19 protein-coding genes are annotated in these 24,056 nt (G+C 41.9%); 11 read left to right on the top strand and 8 right to left on the bottom strand.

Features of this window, described 5'->3' with window-relative positions; translation table 11 throughout:
• Positions 1-60 precede the first annotated feature (60 nt).
• Both IGI86_RS06060 and IGI86_RS06065 read right to left on the bottom strand, forming a co-directional pair.
• Positions 61-339 carry a GIY-YIG nuclease family protein gene (locus IGI86_RS06060; protein WP_005236776.1) on the bottom strand — a complete coding sequence of 93 codons (279 nt, stop codon included), beginning with the start codon at positions 337-339 and terminating at the stop codon, positions 61-63.
• A complete protein-coding gene (locus IGI86_RS06065; RefSeq protein ID WP_005236774.1) occupies positions 329-1,063 on the bottom strand; it encodes a tRNA1(Val) (adenine(37)-N6)-methyltransferase in 735 nt (244 codons plus the stop codon). Before IGI86_RS06065 ends, IGI86_RS06060 begins: the two co-directional genes overlap by 11 nt.
• 137 nt (positions 1,064-1,200) lie before the next feature.
• On the opposite strand from IGI86_RS06065, the gene IGI86_RS06070 reads away from it, so the two are divergent.
• Positions 1,201-1,836: a lysophospholipid acyltransferase family protein gene (locus IGI86_RS06070; protein WP_430608296.1), complete on the top strand. Its 636-nt coding sequence runs from the start codon at positions 1,201-1,203 to the stop codon at positions 1,834-1,836.
• Positions 1,837-1,889: 53 nt separating this feature from the next.
• Here the strand turns inward: IGI86_RS06070 and IGI86_RS06075 are convergent, their stop codons facing one another.
• The 3 genes from IGI86_RS06075 to anmK form a co-directional block, all read right to left on the bottom strand.
• Entirely contained in the window at positions 1,890-2,981 is a 1,092-nt protein-coding gene (locus IGI86_RS06075; RefSeq protein WP_016613241.1) for a DUF871 domain-containing protein, read from the bottom strand.
• Between the two features lie 118 nt (positions 2,982-3,099).
• Positions 3,100-4,395 (bottom strand): PTS sugar transporter subunit IIC, encoded by a 1,296-nt coding sequence (locus IGI86_RS06080; protein ID WP_008379718.1) that lies wholly within the window; start codon positions 4,393-4,395, stop codon positions 3,100-3,102.
• A 21-nt stretch (positions 4,396-4,416) separates the two neighbouring features.
• Positions 4,417-5,577: an anhydro-N-acetylmuramic acid kinase AnmK gene (gene anmK / locus IGI86_RS06085; protein ID WP_034872212.1), complete on the bottom strand. Its 1,161-nt coding sequence runs from the start codon at positions 5,575-5,577 to the stop codon at positions 4,417-4,419.
• A 254-nt stretch (positions 5,578-5,831) separates the two neighbouring features.
• Here anmK and IGI86_RS06090 point away from each other — a divergent pair, with 254 nt between their 5' ends.
• The 3 genes from IGI86_RS06090 to IGI86_RS06100 are packed head-to-tail and all read left to right on the top strand — an operon-like array spanning position 5,832 to position 13,265.
• The gene (locus IGI86_RS06090) at positions 5,832-6,953 is read left to right on the top strand and encodes an exonuclease SbcCD subunit D (protein WP_005236763.1); all 1,122 of its coding nucleotides are present in this window, start codon (positions 5,832-5,834) and stop codon (positions 6,951-6,953) included.
• 2 nt (positions 6,954-6,955) lie between these two features.
• Positions 6,956-10,084 (top strand): SbcC/MukB-like Walker B domain-containing protein, encoded by a 3,129-nt coding sequence (locus tag IGI86_RS06095; protein ID WP_430617804.1) that lies wholly within the window; start codon positions 6,956-6,958, stop codon positions 10,082-10,084.
• A 16-nt stretch (positions 10,085-10,100) separates the two neighbouring features.
• Complete coding sequence (locus IGI86_RS06100; protein ID WP_430617805.1) at positions 10,101-13,265, top strand: SNF2 helicase associated domain-containing protein; 3,165 nt, start codon at positions 10,101-10,103, stop codon at positions 13,263-13,265.
• Between the two features lie 46 nt (positions 13,266-13,311).
• Here IGI86_RS06100 and IGI86_RS06105 read toward each other — a convergent pair whose 3' ends face one another.
• A complete protein-coding gene (locus tag IGI86_RS06105; RefSeq protein WP_430617806.1) occupies positions 13,312-14,046 on the bottom strand; it encodes an HAD family hydrolase in 735 nt (244 codons plus the stop codon).
• A 244-nt stretch (positions 14,047-14,290) separates the two neighbouring features.
• Between IGI86_RS06105 and IGI86_RS06110 the strand changes: the two genes are divergently transcribed.
• The 5 genes from IGI86_RS06110 to pepF all read left to right on the top strand — a co-directional run bounded on the left by IGI86_RS06110 (position 14,291) and on the right by pepF (position 20,910).
• Positions 14,291-16,027 carry an ABC transporter ATP-binding protein gene (locus IGI86_RS06110; RefSeq protein ID WP_430617807.1) on the top strand — a complete coding sequence of 579 codons (1,737 nt, stop codon included), beginning with the start codon at positions 14,291-14,293 and terminating at the stop codon, positions 16,025-16,027.
• Positions 16,028-16,731: 704 nt separating this feature from the next.
• Positions 16,732-17,130, top strand: a complete 399-nt coding sequence (gene spxA / locus IGI86_RS06115) for a transcriptional regulator SpxA (protein WP_003127030.1) — start codon at positions 16,732-16,734, stop codon at positions 17,128-17,130.
• 152 nt (positions 17,131-17,282) lie between these two features.
• Positions 17,283-17,933 carry an adaptor protein MecA gene (locus IGI86_RS06120; RefSeq protein ID WP_005236753.1) on the top strand — a complete coding sequence of 217 codons (651 nt, stop codon included), beginning with the start codon at positions 17,283-17,285 and terminating at the stop codon, positions 17,931-17,933.
• Positions 17,934-18,033: 100 nt separating this feature from the next.
• Positions 18,034-19,032: a competence protein CoiA gene (locus tag IGI86_RS06125; protein WP_430617808.1), complete on the top strand. Its 999-nt coding sequence runs from the start codon at positions 18,034-18,036 to the stop codon at positions 19,030-19,032.
• Positions 19,033-19,092: 60 nt separating this feature from the next.
• The gene (gene pepF / locus IGI86_RS06130; protein ID WP_430617809.1) at positions 19,093-20,910 is read left to right on the top strand and encodes an oligoendopeptidase F; all 1,818 of its coding nucleotides are present in this window, start codon (positions 19,093-19,095) and stop codon (positions 20,908-20,910) included.
• Between the two features lie 135 nt (positions 20,911-21,045).
• Here pepF and IGI86_RS06135 read toward each other — a convergent pair whose 3' ends face one another.
• Entirely contained in the window at positions 21,046-21,702 is a 657-nt protein-coding gene (locus IGI86_RS06135; protein WP_008379746.1) for a DsbA family protein, read from the bottom strand.
• Positions 21,703-21,807: 105 nt separating this feature from the next.
• Positions 21,808-22,386 (bottom strand): CYTH domain-containing protein, encoded by a 579-nt coding sequence (locus IGI86_RS06140; RefSeq protein ID WP_005236734.1) that lies wholly within the window; start codon positions 22,384-22,386, stop codon positions 21,808-21,810.
• A 196-nt stretch (positions 22,387-22,582) separates the two neighbouring features.
• Between IGI86_RS06140 and IGI86_RS06145 the strand changes: the two genes are divergently transcribed.
• Positions 22,583-23,251 (top strand): GTP pyrophosphokinase, encoded by a 669-nt coding sequence (locus IGI86_RS06145; RefSeq protein WP_005236729.1) that lies wholly within the window; start codon positions 22,583-22,585, stop codon positions 23,249-23,251.
• A 5-nt stretch (positions 23,252-23,256) separates the two neighbouring features.
• On the top strand, positions 23,257-24,054 hold the full coding sequence (locus IGI86_RS06150) for an NAD kinase (RefSeq protein WP_430617944.1): 798 nt from the start codon (positions 23,257-23,259) through the stop codon (positions 24,052-24,054).
• Positions 24,055-24,056: the final 2 nt, after the last annotated feature.

The following is a 24,056-nucleotide window of genomic DNA, read 5'->3' on the forward strand; positions in this document are numbered from 1 at the left end:
CGAAAGAAAGCTCCCTCAAGAAGGAAACTTCCGTGCGCAGGTAGTTTTTTGCATGCTTGGTCAGAGAACATTGCTTTTCCTATGACTGATCAGGTAGTCCTCTTTCTTTTTGCGAGGCAATTTTTTGAAGGCGGCTTCTGCTTGAGTGGCTTTACTGCGAGTGGAAAAGCTTTCCGCATGGATCATTTGCAAGGGTCTGCGACTAGCGGGACGGGTATATTTTGCCCCGATCCCTTTGTTATGCTCTAATAAGCGGCGACTCAAATCGGTAGTATAGCCGCCGTAAAAGGATTGGTCGTTGCAACGTAAGACATAAAAGTAATGGTTGTCAGCAGCCATAGAGCATCGCCTTCACTTCTGGACTATAAGAGCCCGTTTCATCATAGGTAATGAGAGGAGAATCAATTTTAAACCCTTCCGCCTTACCATCCTTGATTCCTTCAATCAATAAAATATTGGCCTCTTTGCCTACTTTCGGATAGACGAAGCGGACTCGTTTTGGCGCGATTCGATGGGTGCGCATATGGTCCAAAATATCGAGAAAGCGATCCGGGCGATGAACCATCGCAAACCTTCCATTCATTTTTAACGCTTTACTGGCGGTTTGGATCACTTCATCTAAATTTGTGGTGATCTCGTGCCGGGCGATCGCTAAATAGGGATTCGGGTTTTTGATCGCCGTCGGTATATTTTTAAAGTAAGGCGGATTGCAGACCAAAAGATCGACGGAATCAGGTTTGATTTTTTGAAAGAGATTCTTCAAATCCATAGGATAGACCGTCAGCTGTTCTTGCAAGTCATTTAATTCGATACTGCGCTGCGCCATATCCGCTAAGCGTTCCTGCAATTCGACCTGATAAATATGAGCAGTCGTTTTTCTGCTGATAAATAAACCGACTGCGCCATTCCCTGCACAAAGGTCAACGATCACACCTCTTTTTGGTACTCTAGCGTAATTGGCTAATAAGACAGCATCTAATGAAAAAGAAAAAACTTCGGAACTCTGAATGATCTTGATGTCATCGGCATACAATTGGTCAATGCGTTCGTTCGGTTGCAACATGAAGCATACTCCTGTTCTAAATTCATTTCAATGTATTATACTACGATTAAGAATAATGGGAAACGCTAAAAAAGGCTTGTCATTTAAACCGTTTTTTTGCATACTTGAATAGGAGAGAAATAGAAAGGAAAATGAGTATGTTTTTTCGCTTTATGCGCGGTGTGGTTCGCGTAGTATTATTTTTGATCAACGGCAATGCTCGTTATCAAAACAAAGAGGTTTTACCTAAAAATGAAAACTATATTTTAGTGGCTCCTCACCGAACCTGGTGGGATCCATTGTACCTAGCAGTGGCTGCTCGGCCAAAGAAATTCAGTTTTATGGCGAAAGAAGAGCTGTTCAAAAACCCGATTTTACGGTTCATTTTGATTCATGCCAATGCTTTTCCAGTCAAACGGGACAAACCAGGACCGAGCGCGGTAAAGACGCCAGTCAAAATCTTGAAGGAAACCGATCTTAGCTTGATCATGTTCCCAAGTGGTACGAGACATGCAACGGCCTTAAAAGGTGGCATGGCGTTGATCGCGAAAATGGCCAAAGTCAAGATCGTTCCCTCTGTTTATCAAGGACCGCTGACATTAAAGGATTTATTTAAACGCAAGCGAGTGACTGTCCGTTTTGGGGAGCCAATCGATATCAGTGACATCAAAAAGATGGACAAAGAGGGCTTGTCGGAAGTGGAACGGCGCATACAAGGTGCATTTGACACACTGGATCAAGCGATCGATCCGTCATTTGTTTATCAAATCGATGAGTCCAAAAGAGAAGATTAATACCTAAGAAAAGCCGTTGATCCTTTTGTGATCAGCGGCTTTTTTCTAATGATTTAATCCAATAATTCGAAAGCAAATTTGGTCCATGGTTTCAAATATTCCAACAAAGGCAACTCCTCTTTGGGGATAGCGCCGACTTTGTTTTTTCGGGCGTCTTGGTGAGGGGTCAAAACGATCTGCAATTCGTTTTTGTACTGACCAAAGGTATCATTGCCGATAACGATGTCCCCATAAGCAAACGGTTCATGGTTTGTATGAGGGAGGTTTTCGATGGGACGGTATTTCACCCGTGATTGTGTGGACCGAGCGACTAACGCATTACTGTCACCGCGACGAAAATGATTGGTTTCAGCTAATATCCTCCGTTCGATTTCGCTGGCTTCTGCTTCTACGGAAACGCCAAAGGTCAGTTTGTAGCGATCGATCGTTGCCAGAGCTTTCAGTTCTGCATCCGACGCATAGGCATTGCCAATAATCACCGTATCGATCAACCCAGAAGCAAAAAGCAGCTTTCCTTGTAGCGCCAATGGTAAATCGCGACAAGATTCTAAGGTTGGCAGGCCATCATTGACTTCCCAAGGGCCAATTTTGGCTGATTGGCTAGTGATGAAGGCGGCTGTTTTCAACCCATATTTTTTAAAACGTTGACTGCAGTTGCGGAAAAAAGCCTCCGTTAAGCCTGTGCCTCGTTGGGGGTAAAAATTGTGACAGCCATATAAAAAAGGTTCATTGGCTTGATAAGAAAGGATATTTTCTAAATAGTTCACATCATTACTCATATTCAATTCAATCGCCAAGCCGAATGGATTGAAGGTCAGTTGGGCTTCTTTGCTGCCATCAAACCCTTGATCCAAGCGGATACCGTCCGCACCTAATTCTGCAAAGAAGCTTAGATCGTCATAAGAGATCGCCAGATCACTAAAAACAGCTGGGGAAATATCTAAAATCGTTTCAAACCCAAGGTTCTTGGCAAACCCGATAATCGAAGAGAATTTTTTTCTGACGGTCTCTTTGCCTTCACTGACTTCTAGCATACTCATAAATAAGCGAGAGTAACCAAGGGCAGCAGCTTTTTTTAAATAGTCTTGATCCAGTAAAGGATCGCTATGGTCGGGGTAAATCGAAAGGCCAATTTCTCGTTTCAATGGTTTTCCCTCTTTCTAAAAAAATCGTACGAAGCACCTCTTAGTATCGAAAAATGCTGCTGAGGAGCGCTTCTTCCGATTGTCTTGATGGGTGCTTCGTCCGACCTTTATCAACAAATTATTGTGTGACTGGTTGATTTTCTTTTTCCAATTCGTTTTTGTCATAGATTTTTACGAATGGGTAATAGATCAGAATCGATAAAAGAATCAAAAGAACATTCAGCACGATCGCACGCCAATCGCCGCCAGTCGCTAAGAAAGCACCAATTGGTCCAGGCAATGTCCAAGGGGCATTGACCGTGACGGCATTGACTAAACCTGCTGAGGTGGCGACCCATGCAATGACACCATTGATTAAAGGCGCAATGATGAATGGTGGGATCAAGATTGGATTCAAGACGATCGGTGTACCGAAAATCAGTGGTTCGTTGATGTTGAAAATAGCTGGAATTAAGGCTGTTTTTCCTAGTTTTGAACCGAATTCCGATTTTGTGCGAAAAGCTAACAAAATAGCCAAACCAATCGTTGAACCAGCCCCACCAATCCAGATGAACCATTGATAAAATGGTTCGGCTGCAATATTGGGAATCATATCTCCCGATGCAAGCGCTGTTGTATTTCCTTCTAACAACTGTAACCATAATGGACGAGCCAGTGAACCAACGATAGAAGCACCATGGATCCCGAATGACCAGAAGAAGGTCGTCAAGAAGGTGATCAAAAGCACACTTGGCAAGGTATCTGCGGCACTGACTAAAGGATCGACGACTTTTGCCACGATCGTGTGCCAGTCAAAACCGATATAGTAAGTGATCGCGCCCATTCCTAAAATGATCACTAAAGTGGGAGTCAAGGCTTCAAAAGAGCGAGCGACTGCAGGTGGGACTTGTTCTGGCATCGTGATTTTAAATTTCGATTTGTCCGTTAACCGATAGATTTCAACGGCAAGAATCGAGGTGATGATCGCCACGAACATACCAGCACTCCCTAAATTGGCCATTGGCAAGACAAAACCGACCGTTCCAGCTGCATCCAACGCTTCTGCTGGGATATTGACCGGGGTGAAGGTCAGTAAGAAGGCGGTCGTTGCTAAGATCCCGCCTGAAAGACCATCAAGCTTATAAGAGCGAGAAAGACTGTATCCGATCCCGAATGCAGCATACAAGCTCATAATGTACATCGTCATTCGATAAGGCAATAAGATGGTTGTGGCATTGCTAGACAAGAATTGATAGATGCCCCAACTTTGAGGCAGCGGTGGAAAGGCTAAAATCATAAAGAACGAACTGACGATAATCAATGGCAATGTTGAAACGATCCCGTCACGAACCGCTCGCAAATGACGCTGGCTGCCAAGTTTTTCCATCGGTCCTGCCAGATGGCGTTCGATGAACTGAGTGAATTTATCTAACATGGTTTATCCTCCTAAGATGTTTTACATTTTTGTTTCCCATGGATTCGGAATGATTTTTCCTAAAATCACGCCTTGGGCTGCCCCGGTTGCTGCAGGGGCATTGTTGACACGGCTGTGAAGGGTTTCATTTCCTAAGATGGCGAAAGCCACCGCTTCTTTGGCATCGTTCGAACCGCCAATGTCATCTTGTGTTACAACGGCTACTGTTTCGGGTAAATAGCCTTTGATCATCTCAATCAGCAGATGGTTATGGGCGCCACCACCTGAAAGAATCACTTCAATATCATTTGTTCCCAACTGAGGGAAAATGAACCTTTGGTAACTGTCAGCAATGGAAAATGCGGTGAAATCGGTTAAAGTCCTCACCAAGTCTTCCGATGCTACTTGGGGATATTCGGTCATTAGCTGCTGCACAAAATGTTTGCCAAATTGTTCACGTCCAGTGCTTTTCGGCGGTTGCTGGGACAAATAAAAATGAGTTCTTAATTCCTTTTGCAAGGTGGGTATAATTGCTCCCGCTCGGGCTGTTTCACCAAACGCATCATAAGGCTGACCGAATAGCTGAACCATTAGTTCATCGATGACCATGTTTCCTGGACCTGTATCAAAAGCATATAATTCGCTTAAGCCACCATTTTTAGGCAGAACCGTAACGTTGCCGATGCCGCCAATATTTTGCAATAAGCGATTTTTATCGTCTGATTGATAAAGCAGATAGTCCGTATAAGGTACAAGGGGCGCTCCTTGCCCGCCAGCAGCCATATCCATCACTCGGAAATCGGCGACGACTTTCGTTTGTAAGCCATAAGCAATAATCGAAGGTTCGCCAATTTGCAAGGTGCTGTTTTTCGCTGGATCAGCATCGGGGGAGTGCCAGATCGTTTGTCCGTGGCTGGCAACAAAATCAATGCTTTTTTCTTCAATACCGGCTTTTTGGCAGAGGATTTGACACGCTTTCAAAAATTGATACCCTAATTCAGTATTTAATTGGCAGATGAGGGGAACATTTGATTCCACCGGATCACAAGCAGTTTTTATTCGTTCCTTCAATTCTTCACCAATGGGCAGTGTGAGCATTTCCATCAGCTGGACGTCAGTTTCGGTACCGCAGCCGTTGATTTTTACTAAAGCAGCGTCGATTCCATCCAAACTGGTTCCTGACATGAGTCCTATTGCAAGCATATCGTTTCTCCTTTCTTTTAGAATAGTGATGAAAGCGATTGTTGAATTCGATTTCACACTCATTGTAAATGAAGTGTAATTATATTTCAAGATATAAATTTATAATTGAAAAAACATTTCAACATAATGATGTTAGGTGTTCGCTATTTTTATCAAAAATGGGTGGTAAATGAAATTTCGCTGGAAGAGAGATGTCTAACGATCAGGGAAAGTGGTATAATGATTGGAAGGATATTTTTTAAGAAGGTGAAGAAATGCGCTTTATACATACAGCTGATTGGCACATCGGAAAAAAACTACATGGCTATGATCTGCTGGAAGACCAACGAGCAATCATTGATCAAATCATAGCGCTAGCAAGAGCAGAAAAGGTCGATGCCATCGTCATTGCGGGGGACCTTTATGATCGTTCGGTTCCTGCTGTTGATGCAGTCAAATTACTAAATGAAAAAATCGCTGAAATCAATTTAACGAATGAACTGCCATTATTGGCTATCTCAGGAAATCATGATAGTCCAACTCGTTTAGAAACCGGCAGTCAGTGGTTTCAACAAACACGCTTTTACCTGTCCACCAGCATCGAACAAAGTTTGCATCCGGTTGAGTTTGACGATACACAATTCTTTTTACTACCGTATTTCGAACCCATCGAGGCCCGCTTGTTTTTTGATGAACCATTAATGAAGATTTCTGATAGTGTCCAAAGAGTCATTGAGGAGATGACCAAGAACTTTGACTCGTCCAAAAAGCAAGTGCTAGTGACCCATTTTTTTGTGGCGGGTTCTAGCCAAACAGATTCAGAAACAAAAATTCAAGTTGGCGGATTGGACAGCGTACCGACCACCGCTTTTGCGCCTTTTGATCGGGTTGTTTTAGGCCATTTACATGCCAATACGGCTCTCAAACACCCAAAGATCGGGTACAGCGGCTCACCTCTGAAATTTTCCCTTTCTGAACGGACGAACCAAAAAGGGATCTATCTTATTGATACCGTAAAAGATACCAATGAATTTATTCCACTGACACCAAAAAGGGATATCCAGCAGCTGACGGCGTCCTTTGAGGAGTTGATCGATCCGGTTTTTTACCGTGATCTGGATCGGGAGGCGTTTTGGCATTTTCTGCTGACGGATCGTGCTGTGATTCCAAATATGATGAATCAGTTGCGAAAAATCTATCCATTTATTTTGTCTGTCGAACGGTTGAATGGACGAGAACAGACGAAAAAAAGACAGCTAACGACACGAGAAACCGACCCGCAGACCTTGATCAGTCATTTTTTTCAAGAAATGACGGGAGATTCATTGCTCGATTCACAAACCAAATGGATCGAACAAGGATTAAATGAAGCATTTGTCGTGGAAAAGAGGGAATAGTCATGCAACCGAAGTCTTTACAAATGAAAAATTTTGGTCCATTCATTGATGAAAAATTGGATTTTAGTCAGCTGCAAGCTGGCGGGTTGTTTTTGATCAGCGGCAAAACTGGTGCAGGAAAAACGACGATTTTCGATGGAATGACGTTTGCCTTGTTCGGTGAAACATCGGGGAATCTGCGCTCAGGCAAAGAAATGCGATCGATGTTTGCTTCACCAACCGAAGAGACCAGCGTCACGTTTACTTTTGAACATCAGCGTTTTACCTACCAGATCCAACGGAAACCGGAACAGACGTTAGCAAAAAAACGTGGTGACGGTGTCACTAACCAAACGGCAAAAGTTCAATTGACGATTTTTGACGCCGATGGCAAAGAGAAAAAGCAGATCAGTAAACGGACAGAAGTTGATGCGTTTATCAAGGATCTGCTGCAGCTGGATGCAAAACAGTTTTTTCAAATCATGATGTTGCCGCAAGGAGAATTTCGTAATTTTCTGATTGCCAGTAGTAACGAGAAAGAACGGGTTTTACGAAATCTATTTGGTACAGAAATGTACCAGCAATTTAATGAATGGCTAAAAGAGCAAGTCAAAGCACAAAGTAGAAAGCTTGAACATCAGCAACTAGTCGCTTCGCAGATCATGGAGCGTTTTGAATGGGAAGAAGTGCAAGAAGTTTTAACGGTTGCGGAATGTCTGACTTTATGGGCGCAAGATTTAGAGAAACAACAGATTCAACTTCAAAAGTTATTGCAGAGAAAAGACCAGGCAACGCAAGAAATGAAAGCTGCGCAAGATGCCTTTTACCGTGCAAAAGAAATCGAAAATGCTCGGATCGAATGGCAAGAACTACAAGAAAAAGCACAACTGTTGAATGCCCAAAAAAACGAGATCGATCAAAAAAAAGCACGATTGACCCAACTTGTGTGGGCGCTTGAACATCAAGAAATCATGCAGCAAAAAGAAGAACGCGTAAATGAAGCGCAGCAAGCAGCACAGCAAATCGACGAAACGAAGCAGCTGTTGCAAGATGTTCAGCGGCAACAAGTAAGCTGGCAAGAACAAAGACCGTTGATCGAAGAGACTAAGAAAAAGCATGAAGCTGCCAATCAAAGAAGCCAACAGATCCAGCAGCAGATTCCATTGGCGCAACGCACAGAAAAGCAGCGAGAAGAAGTGGCACAGCAGGAAAAAGCAGCACAGCAGCAAACGGGCAAATTGACCAAAATTACTCAAGTGCTTGCTAACACCAAAACACAAGAGCAGCAACTGGTAGAAAAAATTGAAACGTTAAGAACATTTCAAACAGAAGCATTAAAACTAGCTGAAACACAATTGCTAATTGAAAAATGGCAGCAAGCAAAGGCACTGGTTCGTGAAGCAGAGCAAAAAACAGGGGAACAACAACAAATTCATTCGGATTTGGTCCTTGAAAAACAGCAACTAGAAACATCTTTGCTAGCGCTGCAAAAAACGCTAAAACAAGAAACCAGTCAAAATGCTCGGATGCAAATTGCGCGGCTTCGTCTTTTATTGGAAGAAAATGAACCTTGTCCCGTGTGTGGATCATTGGATCATCCGAATGCACAGGAGCATACGACCTATCCCATTGAGGACATTCTTGCGAGTGAGCAAAGACTTGAGCAAATGCAAGAAAAATTGACGATAGTCCAACAGCAGGTATCGGCAAATCAAACGCTTCAAGAACAAGCGTTATTGCGGATCAATGAATGGCAAGCGACAAGCGTTTCGGCGGAAAAGCAAGCGGCTGCTGCTTGGAACGACGTTCAGCAGGCATACGCTAGGTTACAGCCTTTCGAAACGCAAGAGAAGCTTACTGAAGAAACGATTGCACAGGAATTAAAAAAACGACAATCTATCAATCAGCAAAAAGCCTCCTCTTACGAAGCAGCGCAAAAAACATATCAGGCAGTAAAGGGGCAATTGACAAAGTTAGATGAATCCTATCAGCAAGTCAGTGAGCAAGCAAAAAAGGCCGAGGAAGCGCGCCAACTTGCGGCAGGAAAATTGGCCTCTTTGCAAGAACAACTTGGTGGTGCTACTTACCAACAACTACAAGCCGATTTAGCGTCAATTCATCTTTTACTAAGGGAATATACGCAACAAATCGAGGCGGATGCCCGGCAAGAAGCACAGATCAAAGAGCAGCAAGCGATCCTTTCAGAGAAGTTGAAGAATGTACAACAATTTTTCGAAGAAAAGCAAGCCGCCAAGGCGAAAGCAGAACAACGGCTGATGCAACGATTGCAAGAAGCAGCGATGACTGAAGAAGCAATGCGGGAATTGATTGCCCAAGCTCCTCAAACAACCCTTCTGACAGAAGAAATCAAAACCTATGAGCAAGAAACGGCGTTTGTTCAACAGCGTCTGATATTGCTAGATACCCAATTAAAAGAGCAGGCGACAATGGATTTAATCCAATTGGAAACGACCTACCTTCAGTTGCAGACTGTGATGGAGAAATTACAGCAAGAAACGGTTCGCAAACAGGAGAAGGTCAACAGCAATCAACGGTTATTTGTCGAGTTGCAAGTCATTTATCAGAAAAATGTAGAAGAACTTGCCCAATTAGGCCAACTTCAACAGTTGGCAGAAACCATCAATGGCGAAAACACGAAGAAAACCAGCTTGGAACGGTATGTGTTGCAACAATTTTTGACGGAGATCTTAGAAGTCGCCAATGAACGCTTGTCCCGTTTGACCCGTGGCCGCTATCAATTTGAATTAGCGGATAAAGTTGGTAGCTATCGAAGCTCAACAGGCTTAGAAATTGACATCTATGACGATAATGCCGGTCAAGTCAGAAGAGCACATACACTGTCAGGCGGTGAAAGCTTTATTGCAGCCTTAGCGTTAGCAATCTCTTTAGCAGATGTGATCCAGCAACGAGCTGGCGGGATTGAGATCGAAGCACTTTTCATCGATGAAGGGTTTGGCTCGCTTGATGAAGAATCATTGGAAATGGCGATGGAAGCATTAGAAATGATCGAAAATGAAGGGCGCATGATTGGGATCATCAGTCATGTTCGAGAACTGCGGGCAAGGATCCTGCAGCAAGTTTTCGTAGAAACCAACGGCAGCGGGCAAAGCCGGATCCGAATAAAAGAATAAGGAGAGGAGGGCTCTTATGAAGTGGAGTATTCCAGAAAAAGTAATCGAGCGGGGGAGAACGTATCTTAATGAAGGCCGTGTCCTGTCTGTCACCCCGGATAAAGAAAAAAATGTGTGGCATGCAGAAGTACTCGGAACAGAATTGTATTTAGTTACTTTGGATGCTACTGCCAAAGAAGTGGATTATTGCCAATGTCCCTATTGGGAAGAACATCATTATTGCAAACATACGGTGGCCGTCGAACTCTATTTACGCCAACAAGGAAAAACACGAAAAATCAATGAACAAACCCCCATCAAAAAGGCCTTTTCTGCTTCAGAGATGTTTTCCAATGGTTTTGCTCGCTTAGACAGCGAAAAGGAAGCGAGTAAACCATTACAGATTGAATTTCGGGTAGATACGATTGCGACAAATCCTTATCACCAAGAGATGGATATTTTAGGGGTCTCTTTGAAGGTCGGGCATCGCGGCACGGCCAGGACCTATGTCGTCAAAAACATTTATAAATTTTTACAGATGTATCAAGAGAACAAGCAATATGCGGCCAATAAGCAACAGACCTTTTTGCTTTCTGCGGATGCCTTTGATGAGAAAAATCGAGCTTTATTGAATCGATTGACAGGAATCGCGCAAACCCAACAATTAATGGGGCAAGCGGGCATTCAAATCAATGGCAAACTTGATAAAAAATACTTGCTTCTGCCCGTTGAATTCGGCAAAGAACTGCTATTGCAATTCAATGATGTCTACACGCAAATCACCATTGGTGAAACCAAGGTCAGCCAAGTAGACTTCCAATCGGGGGAACCATTGACGTTTTCAGTTACAAAAGAAACGGATCATTTTCCGCTGCAGTTCGTAAAAGACTTCGACCACTTACTTAGTTATTATAACTGGGGGCTGTTGGACGGAACATTTTATGAATTGACTGTCGAGCAAAAGGAGATCTATGTCACGATGCAGCAGCTGTTTAAACGTTTTGAACAGCCAATCATTGATTATCCAAAAGAAGAGCTGGCGAATCTCTTTATGAAAGTTTTGCCTTATTTGCGAAAAATTGGGCGTGTCCAAGTGGCTCCTGAGGTTCAAAATGACATCGAAGAATCTGAATTGAAAGCAGTTTTCTCCTTGCGGAAAATCAAAGGTCAAGTAGATCTACAAGTTGATTTTACTTATGGAGAAGTCGTTTTTTCAAGTGATGAAAAACATCAATACATGCCAGAAAATCATCCAGAGATTTTACGTGATTTCCAACAAGAAGCACGGATCGAAGCCATTATTGAAACCTTTGGCTATCAAGCCAGCAGCAAAAATTGGCAAAAAAATCTACCACTAGGCGAGCAACTCTATACCTTTTTTACGAGAGAGATCCCGGTCTTGAGACAATTAGGGGAAGTGCGGATCGGCAAGAAGCTGCGGGAACTCTACCTTGATGCCCAGCATCATCGACCAGAAATCGTGATTGAAGAGAATGGTTCTTGGTTGGATATCAAGTTTGATGTTAGCGGCATTCAAGAATCAGAGATCAACGATGTTTTGCGGAGTCTGTTGCAATCTGCGCAATTTTATACCACAGAAAATGGTCAAGTTCTTTCGCTGGAGTCGGAAGAGTTTCAAGAAGCAAGTGCTGCCCTCAAAAAATTACGGCTCTCGTTAGATACGAAAAACGGGGCAATCCAAGTCCCATTGAATCAAGGGCTATTACTGCAAGAACAGTTTGCCGATCAAGCGAGTTTTAGTACAGGTTTTCAGCAAATGACGGAAGATTTGATCCATCCAGAAAACTTTGAGGCACAGTTGCCAGACAACTTGCATGCTGAGTTGCGGCAGTACCAAGAAGTTGGCTTTCGTTGGCTAAAAATGTTGAGCCATTATCAATTTGGCGGTATTCTTGCTGATGAAATGGGGTTAGGGAAGACCGTCCAAACCATTGGCTATTTGCTTTCTGAGAAACAAGAGCATCAAAAATTGAATGCATTGATCGTGGCACCAGCCAGTCTAACATTCAACTGGCAGCAAGAAATCAAACGGTTCGCACCTTCAATTTCAGCGACTGTCATCAGTGGAACGAAAGAAGAGCGAGAAGCGCAGATGGCGCAATCAGCGGATGTCCGAATTACTTCGTATGCAAGCTTGCGTCAGGACATTGATGCCTATCAAGCACTAGAGTTATCGTGTTTGATTTTAGATGAAGCACAGATGGTCAAAAACAGCGCGACCAAAACGGCACAGGCATTGCGATCCTTGGAAGTTCCGCAGCGGTTCGCCCTCAGTGGCACACCGATCGAGAACAATTTAGAAGAATTGTGGTCCTTGTTCCAAATGATTATGCCAGGCTTTTTCCCCAACAAGCAGAAATTTAAGGAACTGTCTACACAAGAAATTGCAAAAATGATCAAACCCTTCATTTTGCGAAGAGATAAAAAATCTGTGTTACATGATTTGCCGCAAAAGCTGGAAACAAATTATTACAGTGTCCTAACAGAGGAACAAAAGAAAATTTATTTGGCGTATTTGCGACAAATGCGAGAAGAAATCGCGCAAATGGATTCTACGTCTTTCCGCAAAAATCGGATCAGTATTTTAGCTGGCTTGACTCGTCTACGGCAAATCTGCTGTGACCCTCGATTATTCGTGGAGGACTACGAAGGGTCTTCTGGGAAACTTGAGCAGGTCAAAGATTTACTCTTAGCAGCCAAAGAAAATGGCCGTCGTGTCCTGCTATTTTCTCAGTTCACCAGTATGCTTTCGATCATTGAAGAAGAATTAGCCCAGGAAGGGTTTGAATCCTTCTATTTGCGTGGCAGCACACCGCCGCAAGATCGTTTGACGATGGTCAATGCTTTTAATAGTGGCGAAAAAGATGTCTTCTTGATCTCATTAAAAGCAGGAGGAACTGGACTAAATCTGACTGGTGCAGATACAGTGATTTTATACGATTTATGGTGGAACCCGGCAGTGGAAGAACAAGCCGCTGGACGAGCCCATCGGATCGGTCAAAAAAATGTAGTCGAAGTCTGGCGAATGATCGCCGAAGGAACCATTGAAGAACGAATGGATGCATTGCAACAAGAAAAGCGTGAGCTTTTCCAAAAAGTGATTCAAGGCAATGAAACCCAGCTTCAACAAATGACCGAAGAAGATATTCGCTTAATTTTGAGTATCGGCGAAGAACATTAAGCATTCAAAAAAACATGGACCCGCTTGAAGCGAAGGTCCATGTTTTTTAGTTATAGGCGTATGCAGGAAGCTGCAAGAGGGCGTCAATACTTTCTTGGAGCTGCGAGAAAGCAGTGATCGACACATCGGGTAAATCTTCCAATCCATTAGGCGCCTGACGAAGACGATGATTGAACCACAAGGCTTGCCAACCGGCTTTTTTGCAGCCCACTACATCATTATCAAAGTTGTCACCTACGTACAGTGTTGTTTCTGGATCAAGAGCAAAGGCGGTTTCTGCCAATTGGAAAATTTCTAGTTCTGGTTTCTGATAACCGGTTGCTTGTGAAATGATCATATGCTCTGGTTTGATCCATCGAGTCAGTTGCAACTGATTCAACTTCTTTTGTTGGTGGTCGGTGGGACCGTTAGTAATAATTCCTAATTTGATTGGCAATTTGGACAAATAACTCAAGGTTGACTCAACTTCTGGATGTAGCGTGATAGCATCTAGTTCTTGTTCATAGCACAGCTGAAACTGGCAGCTTTCTTCCATAGTAGTAGGGAAATAACCTAAGTCCGTTAGAGAATGAGTCAGCCGGTAATAACGAAAATGCTCCAGCGTCCATTCATTCGCCAATACCCTTCCAAACTGTTCATCGCTATGTACGCGAAAACGCAAATAAAGAGCGGTTAGGTCCTTGCGGGCAATTTGTGGAAAGCATGAGGTTATGGCATTACGAAATGGTTGTTGCTGGTCATATAAGGTATCATCGACATCAAAAAGAATACTAGTGATCAAAAGAGACACGCCTTTCAGAGTTAGTGAAAATTTTCAGTTTGTTTTCGAATCAATCATAAGCCATTATGACTCTAAAAAAAAGAGGGAAAGCCTTGTGAAATAAAGGTTTTATTTACTGTTTTTAGAAATCCGCGCCTTGATAGGTTTTCAAAATTATAGTGAATTTTACCCATTTTCACATGTTTCTCATTTTGCATTTCTTCAAAGAGTTGCTTATAATGAAAGCTATTGAGGAGGGGGAAATGTGTTAAAAAGGTTTTTTCGTTATTATCGACCGTATCGGTCACTATTTATGCTAGATTTTACTTGTGCGGTATTTGCTGGTTTATTAGAACTGGCCTTTCCCGTTGCCGTCAACCAAGTAATCGATAAGATCATGCCCCAGAACAACTTTCGCTTGATACTATTGGCTTGCTTAGGCTTGTTCTTGTTTTATGTGATCAATACTGTGTTGCAATATATCGTGGTTTTTTATGGTCATAAACTTGGGGTCAATATTGAGACAGATATGCGTCAAGAACTGTTTCGACATCTGCAGACCCAATCTTTTGAATATTATGACAATCAAAAGACCGGCAAGCTGATCAGTCGCTTGACCACGGATCTCTTTGAAATCTCTGAAGTCGCTCACCATGGGCCAGAAGATGTTTTTATTACCATTATGACTTTGGTGGGGGCATTCCTATTGATGTTGAATATGCACGTTCAATTAGCGGTAGCGACATTTGCGTTGATTCCATTGATTACGATTGCCTTGGTTTTTTTCAATAAGAAAATGACCAAAGTCAATACACAGATCTATGACAACCTCGGTGAGTTCAACGCCGGAGTGGAAGCATCTGTTAGCGGCATTCGAGTGACCCAATCGTTTGCTAATGAAACGTTCGAACATAAACGCTTTGATGGATTGAGCGAAATCTATCGGCAATCGAAGATCCTTTTTTATAAGGTAATGGCGATCAGCTCAGCGTATAATTACTTTCTGATTCGCTTGATCAACTTGTTTGCTCTGATTTTTGGTGCTTACTACGTGATTCGTGGTGAACTGACGAATGGCCAGTTTGTAGGGTTTATTTTATTATCGAATGTCTTTGTTAGACCAATTGAGAAGGTCAATACGATGATTGAAAGCTATCCGAAAGGCATCGCTGGCTTCAAACGATTGACCGAAGAATTGGATAAAGAACCGACGATCAAAGACAAACCAGGGGTACGGGTTGTTCAATCATTAAAAGGGGATATCGTCTACCAAGATGTTTCTTTTTCTTATGCGGATGCGACGAAAGTCTTGAATCACATCGATTTATCGATCAAAGCTGGCGAGACGATCGCCTTCGTCGGGCAAAGTGGCTCAGGGAAAACCACGTTATGCAACTTGTTGCCGCGTTTTTATGAAGTCACTGAAGGCGCCATTACGATTGACGGCATCAATATTCAGGAGATGACCTTGGCTTCTTTACGTCAGCAGATTGGGACTGTGCAGCAAGATGTCTTTCTTTTCCCGGGAACGATTCGAGAAAATATTGCTTATGGCAAACTTGATGCAACAGAAGAGGAGATTTTAAAGGCAGTTAAATTAGCACACTTAGAAAAGGTCATCGATCAAATGACGGATGGGTTAGATACGGTCATCGGTGAACGAGGAGTCAAATTATCCGGTGGTCAAAAGCAGCGGGTAGCGATTGCTCGGATGTTCTTAAAAAACCCGCCGATTTTGATATTAGATGAAGCAACATCAGCGTTGGATACGGAAACCGAGCAAGTGATTCAAGAGTCATTGAATTCTTTGGCAGATGGCCGTACAACCTTGATCATTGCCCATCGCCTCGCAACGATCAAACATGCGACACGCATTATCGTCGTTAGTGATAAAGGCATCTTAGAAGAGGGGACCCATGAAGATTTGATGGCGAAAAAGGGACATTATCGCGCATTGCATGATGCGCAATTCGCTCGTGATGGAGAACCTTCTCTCTCTTAGAAGAAAGAATTGAACGATCAATCCAAGAAAACGCTAGTCTTTTTATACTTTGTCAGGAAAAAGCATAAAAGATGGGTTTCTTAGGTTGATCGTTTTTCACTAAATTTTTGTGAGAAACCCTTTTCATTTATAAGCAGATATTCATTTCTCCTACTGTTTTATTGTCGATTATGACAGAAATACTTGTATGGTTTTCTGATTAAAAAGGAATGTGATACAATGGAATCAAGAATGAAGACATTGGTTGAGAATCTTCTCTGGAAAAAATAACATATATTTTTATTGTAGCCCTGTCGTTTCCAAGGCAACAAGGGATCGTGAAATTTTTCCTTTGAAAACGATTGAGCCATGGACTTGGTTTTTCCTCCGTTTTTTTGATTACACATGTAATTACAGAGGGGAAATTAAAAAACGCGGGATTCAACTAAAAGAGTATTTTAATATTCTGACATCTTTTTGATACACCTTTGACACACTGTTGTATAAAAGAAGTAATATTAAAAAAAAATTTGATTTTTCTCATTTAAAAATAAACTTTTTGAGTGAAACCTTTTGCCTAAAAGGTTTCGCTTTTAATATAACTTTCGAGTTTTATTAAAAAATATGAGATTTAGACTAGATTTTTTTTAGTTAAACCTGTATAATTGAAATCAAGCGAGGGAACAGGACTTGCTTGATTGAAAATTAAAAAGGAGAGATGCACGTTGTTGACACTATACACTTCCCCAAGTTGCACATCTTGTCGCAAAGCTCGTGCGTGGTTACAAGAGCACGAAATCCCTTTTGTTGAAAGAAATATTTTTTCAGAACCGTTAAATATTTCTGAGCTTAAGGCAATTCTACAAATGACAGAAGATGGCACAGAAGAAATTATTTCCACCAGATCCAAAGTATTCCAAAAGTTGAATATGGATCTAGATGACCTGCCCCTAAAAGATTTATTGACACTTGTTCAAGAAAATCCAGGATTATTGCGTCGGCCAATTATGATCGATGAAAAACGATTGCAAGTTGGGTTTAACGAAGATGAAATTCGTCGGTTCTTACCTAGGGATGTTCGCCAACTGGAACTAAGACAAGCGCAATTAATGGCAGGCTTATAAATTTGACTTCATCGACTCGCTTTCTCGTAGAAAGTGAGTCTTTTTTTGAGTTTTTACGTTTTTCTTAAGAGGATATTCGTTTTCTCTTTACTTTTTATCAGGTTTCGATACAATGAACCTATAGTGAGTAGCAAAAGTGAGGTGTAGCTAATATGGAAATGGAACATATCAATGAGAACACCATTCGTGTATTGATCAAAAGTGAAGACTTAGCTGCGAGAGGCATCACTTTTCTTGACCTTCTAGGAAATCACAATGAAATTGAAAACTTCTTTTACAGTATTCTTGAAGAAGTTGATATTGACGAAGAATTTAAAGGCAGTGAAGCTGTAACTTTCCAAGTCTTGCCTAAAGGCGATGGGTTAGAATTGTTTATTAGCAAAAATCTTCCACCAGAAGGAATGGAAAATTTTGATGAGATGAACGATGAAGCGAATGAAGACATTACCGATATGTTGAAAAAACATGTAGCGGCTCAATTACAAGAGTCAGAGCAAGCAGAAGAAATCGGCAATCGTTTTGTATTCGAGTTGTTGCGATTCGAAGATATGATTCAATTGGCATCCGAAGTATATTTGGATTCCGTTGCAACCAATCTTTACCAAATGGGTAACCATTATTATATTGAAATTCGATTTATGGATGCAGATATTACTGATATTGAAGTGGAAAATGCACTTTCTTATTTGATGGAATTTGCCCAAAGGACTTCAGTGACGCCCGAAGTTTTATCAGAATACGGTGAGTTGATCATGGAAAACGATGCACTTGAATTGACTCGTTTCTATTTCAAGAATGATTAATGAATGAAAATCATTTCCAGCCAAGGACATTTTAACAATGTTTTTGGCTTTTTTAATTGTGTTTGACGAATCTGGCGTACCTCTTATTGAGGTGAGCCAGATGTTGAAAGCGTTGAACCAAAGAAAAGAAGTCATCCTAGCGAAAGGGGCAAAGAAATCCTCGGGCCCTTTTTATTGCCCAGGCTGTCAGAAAGAAGTGATTTTGAGGCAAGGACCTAAGCGACAGTCCCACTTTGCCCATCAAGCCATTACTGATTGTCAGACATACAGTGAAGGGGAGACGAAGGAGCACTTGGAAGCAAAACAACTTTTGTTTGAATGGTATCAAGAGATGGATATTGAACTTGAAGCCTACTTGCCGCAACTTAAGCAGCGATCTGATCTCTGTTACAAAAATATTGCCGTTGAAGTCCAGTGTTCTTCACTCAAGTTTTCACGATTTCTGGAACGAACCAGCACTTATTTAGCAAATGGTTATCAGCCTTGGTGGATCCTAGGGACCAAAATGTATCCGAAACGCCATTGGTCGCTTTTGGCAAAAGCCTGTTGTACTTATCCGTCTACTGGTTTTTGCTTGTGGCTCATTGATACGCGAAATCAGGCCTTGGTGCGGCTGCACCAAATCAAATGGCACTATCAAGAAGGGGTAATCAGTCGACGAAGCGCTATACAAAAAGGGGAGCCATACAGGAAAGAGACACTTCGACCTTTGTACGAAGCAGATGAATCAGATACCCACCATTCTATTGAATGGGTAGCGGTCGATTATCGTTTGTGGGTGATTCGAAAACTGCGAAACAGACTGCCTAAAATCAGAGAGATTCAAGAAATAGTATACCCGTTGAATGGGAATGTCTCACAGTTGCCTCTTTGGTGCTATTGTGAAAGTCGGTTTGGCTTTTTATTTGAACACCACATACTGATTTTTCGCTTTCTCTATTTAAGTGAATGTCCCATTAGTTTTGAACAGTGGTTGATTCAATTGAGGAAGCTGCATTGGCAATGGTGCTTTCCTTTGCTTGATCAAAGAGAAATACTGAGAGAAATCTTTCAAGAATGCCAATATTTAGAAAATTCGGTTTCTTTTTCAAGCCAATGATTTGGTTTCGTTGAAAAGTGTGATAAGATATTTTTAACCAATGAACAAGGAGTGAAGGGAATGTCAGAAACAAAACAATTACCAGCACGTGAATCGATTCCAGTCGAAAAAACGTGGGACTTAACGAAAATCTATGCCGATGATGCGGCTTTTGACATAGAATTTCAAGAAATCCAAGCACAGCTCAAAGAAGCTAGCAGTTACCAAGGCACTTTAGCAGATGGGCCACAAGCCTTCCTATCCGCTTTAGAATTTGTCTTAGATCTTTCTCGCCGTTTAGAGAAACTGTATGTTTACAGTCATTTGAAAAATGATCAAGATACCGCTAATACGACTTATCAAGGCTTATATGCGAAAGCCAGCAGTTTAGTTGCGCAAGTAAGTGAAGCCGTTGCTTGGTTTGATCCCGAGTTATTGACGATGTCCGATGAAACGATTTGGGGCTATTTCGATCAAGAACCGAAACTAGCTGTTTATCGTCATATGATCGAAAAAACTATTAACGAGCGGCCCCATGTTTTGCCTGCCGATCAAGAAGCGCTATTGGCCGGAGCAGGCGAAATTTTTGGAGCATCCGGCAACATTTTTTCTGTTTTAAACAATGCTGATTTGGATTTTCCAGTAGTTGAAGATGAAAACGGGGAAAAAGTACAGCTATCTCATGGTGTATACGGTGAGTTGATGGAAAGCACGGATCGGTCTGTTCGGGAAGCGGCCTTTAAAGGTCTCTATGGCGTTTATGAGCAATTCCGCAATACCTTTGCCCAAACCTTAAGTACGAATATCAAAGCCCACAACTTTAAAGCCAAAGCCCGTAAATACGACTCGGCACGCCAAGCCGCTTTGAGTGCCAATCATATTCCTGAAAGTGTCTATGATACCTTAGTGGACGTCGTTAATCAGCATTTGCCATTATTACACCGATATATGGCATTAAGAAAACGCCTGTTGGCTGTCGACACGCTTCATATGTATGATGTGTACACGCCGATTTTAGGGGAAGCACCGATTCGCTATACCTATGAAGAAGCAGTCGAAAAAGCGAAAGAAGCGTTAAAACCATTAGGGGAAGAGTATCTAGCTGTAGTTGAAGAAGCCTTCAGCAATCGGTGGATCGATGTCGTTGAAAACAAAGGCAAACGCAGTGGTGCCTATTCTTCAGGTGCTTATGACACACTGCCTTATATCTTAATGAACTGGAATGATCGATTGGATCAACTCTTTACCCTCGTTCATGAAATGGGACACAGTGTGCATAGTTACTTCACACGGAATAACCAGCCTTATGCCTATGGGGATTACTCGATCTTCTTAGCAGAAATCGCTTCAACCACGAATGAAAATATTTTAACGGAATACATGCTTCAGACTGAGACTGATCCGCGGGTCAAAGCCTATGTCTTGAATCATTTTCTTGATGGATTCAAAGGAACGATTTTCCGTCAAACGCAATTTGCCGAGTTTGAACACTTCATGCACGTGGAAGATGCGAAAGGAACGCCGTTGACCAGTGAATTCTTAAGCGAGAGCTATGCCGAGTTAAATGCAAAATACTACGGACCATCAGTTGAAAAAGATCCGGAGATTCGTCTTGAGTGGTCACGCATTCCGCATTTCTATTACAATTACTATGTTTACCAATATTCAACTGGTTTTTCGGCAGCTTCTGCTTTGGCGAAGAAAATCTTAGCTGGCGAACCTGATGCCTTAACTAACTATTTGAACTATTTGAAAGCCGGACGTAGTGATTATCCAATCGAAGTCATGAAAAAAGCAGGCGTAGATATGACGAAAGCAGATTATATTGAAGATGCAATGAAAGTATTTGAGCAACGCTTGAATGAATTGGAAGAACTCGTAAAAGAAATCGAAGCATAATTGAAAAGAGTACAAACCAGTCCGAAAAGGATTGGTTTGTTTTTTTGTTCCTCCCGCAATGAAAAACGCTGCGCAGCGAGCCAAACACAAGATCATCGTTTGGCTCGCTGCGCAGCGTCGCTATTGAATAGGGTTTCATAAAAGAATCAACCCTCGATCAATTTCATGAATAGTGGAAAGTTTTGGTGCTTTCAAAGACTGAGCTTTTTGCATAAATGTATCGAGTTCTGTTGCTGTACCACAGACGAGAGGAAGACTTCTCAGTTCCTCTGATCCTTCTAAAAGGACCCCATATTCTTCTTCACTTGAAAAATCATACACCACAGCAGAAGGTGTGATCGTGATGCCCATGTCTTTCGCTACCCTCTGATCGGTGGCAAAGTTCTTTTTCACTAACTCAGATGTACGATCTTCTAGGAACATCTCTAAATCACCATTCGTTTCTGAAAATAGATCTTTCACTAAGGTGTCACAATATTCCTGTTTTTCGATCCCTATCCGTTGTTGCAATTTCAATAAGAAATCCCGAGCAATTTTTTTTCCTTGCAACTGGGCTGCTTTATAATCCAATGACGCAGCATAGATTTGGTTGGTCTGTTCATTTCGCAAGACCAAATCCGCCTTATTCATGGACAAATAGTCCATTGAAACACCTACGGAAAACAAGTTAACGAAAGGCAGGATCTGCAAATGGATTTTTTTGCGGCTCGTGTTTAATTTGTTGAGAATCTCTTTTTCGATATCATAACAAATAGGCCCAATCGGATTAATAAATAAAAAAAGTTCGATCATTTGAATCTCTCCCCAATTAAGATTCTTGAGTAACTTGAAAAACAAAATAAGTATGTTTTATTAAATATAGCAAAAAAACGCGAAAAAAGTAAGCAAAAGGGCATCCTACAATGATTTTTCTTCAACGGCTCGAATGATCTTGTTTTTTGCTGGTCGGTAAGGAACACCAAAAGAATGCAATAACGATTGAAAGGCAAGTTTTCCTTGAATTGGCTCACTGACTTCTAGCTCTAACTCATAATCATGCTGTTGACCATACCAGCTTTCATCCAAAGCAAGTAATCCTTCATTGATCGGAAATTCCGCCCGTTTCGTTTTTAATGCTGCGATCATGTGTAATGAATCAGGTTCGATATTCGCTGCTTTTAAGCGTTGAGCAACCACACCTGTTTTTAAAATTTTTTCTGACGCGATCAATGACGCTGCGGTTTCGATTGTCAAAGGATCAGTCGTTTCTAACAGACCGTGTTCAATGGGGGTCTTTAGCGTTAATTCTGCATTGGTAGAAGTTGTGCGAATGCGTAAGCCAAAATGCTTTTCTCGCAGTTTATAGTCTTGCGTATCAAAGTAATAATTGGTTTGCGTCTTGAAGGCTTTTTCTGACAATTTGTAATAAGCAAGCAACTGGTGGTATTCTTTTTCCGTCAACATTGTTTTATATTCAATCTCTACTTGTTCGACCAATGATTTTCACTCTCTTTCTATTGCAAACATAGTGTACGCTGTTTCAGCTATTCCGTCAAAGAAACTAAACAAAGAAAAGCGGAAACGATTGGGGCAGACAAAAAAATCTTTTGCTTCTGCACTTCTGTCCATTCAGTTTTATTCCAAGAGTATGGTAGAATAAGAGGTATGTTATGAACAGAATCGAGGGAGAAGAATGATTCGAGATTGGGAAGAATTCTTAGCGCCTTATGAACAGGCGGTTTCAGAATTAAAAGTAAAATTAAGAGGCATAAGAAAACAATATCGGGAACAAAACAAACATGTTCCCATTGAATTTGTCACGGGGCGTGTCAAGCCAGTAGATAGCATTTTAACAAAAAGCAAATTACGAGGAATCGCACTGGATCGTCTTGAAGAAGAAATGTCTGACATCGCCGGTTTGCGAATCATGTGTCAGTTTGTGGAAGACATTCACCAAGTCGTTGAACTGTTGCGGACACGTAAAGACATGAAAGTCATTATTGAACGTGACTATATTACCAATAAAAAAGTCAGTGGTTACCGCTCGTATCATCTGGTGATCGAGTATCCAGTTCAATTGATCGATGGAGAAAAAATTATCTTAGCAGAGGTACAAATTCGTACACTGGCGATGAACTTTTGGGCAACGATTGAACATTCATTGAACTACAAATACCAAGGGGAATTTCCCGATGAAATTAGCGAGCGACTACGACGTTCGGCAGAAGCAGCCTACCAGCTAGATGAAGAGATGTCTAATATTCGTGAAGAGATCCAAGAGGCACAGCGGTTGTTTTCTCATGGGAAAGGCAAACGCGGCGGACATGACACGCCCAAGTTGCCGAAGGAGGAATCAGAATGAAAGGCATCCGCGTGGCAATCGTCCATAATCAAGAAAGCAAGTCAGTAGAAGTGACGAAGCGTTTAACTGTCCTCCTGGAGCAGTCTGAAAACAAGATCGATCAAGAGAACCCTGAATTAGTGATCTCTGTTGGTGGAGATGGTACGCTTCTTTCTGCTTTTCACTTGTTCAACCATAAGTTAGACCAAGTACAATTTTTAGGGGTCCATACGGGACACCTCGGCTTTTATACAGATTGGCGTGACTATGAATTGGATGAATTGGTAGAGTCTTTATGCAATGACCATCAAAAGAGTGTCAGTTATCCTGTATTGGATGTCCGAATCACTTATGCAAATGGCAAACCAGACAAGCATTTCCTGGCATTGAACGAATCAACGATCAAACGCGGCAATCGCACCATGGTTGCCGATATTTCTATTAAAGAAGACCTCTTTGAAAAGTTTCGCGGGGATGGCCTCTCGATCTCAACGCCAACCGGCTCAACTGCCTATAACAAAAGTGTTGGTGGGGCAGTATTGCACCCAAGTATCAATGCGTTTCAATTAGCAGAGATTGCTTCTTTGAACAATCGCGTCTTTCGGACACTTGGATCACCGATCGTCGTGGGTCATCACGAGTGGGTCAAAGTGCAACTGCAACAAAGTACCGACTATTTAGTGACGATTGATCAATTTACCATCGAGCAAGAAGAAATCGACGCAATCTATTACCGGATTGCCGATGAACGGATTCATTTTGCGTCTTATCGGCATATGCATTTTTGGAATCGTGTCAAAGATTCCTTTATTGGAGAAGAATAAAC

The sequence above is a fragment of the Enterococcus sp. AZ188 genome, assembly GCF_050544075.1.
Taxonomy (GTDB): Bacteria; Bacillota; Bacilli; order Lactobacillales; family Enterococcaceae; genus Enterococcus_D; species Enterococcus_D entomosocium.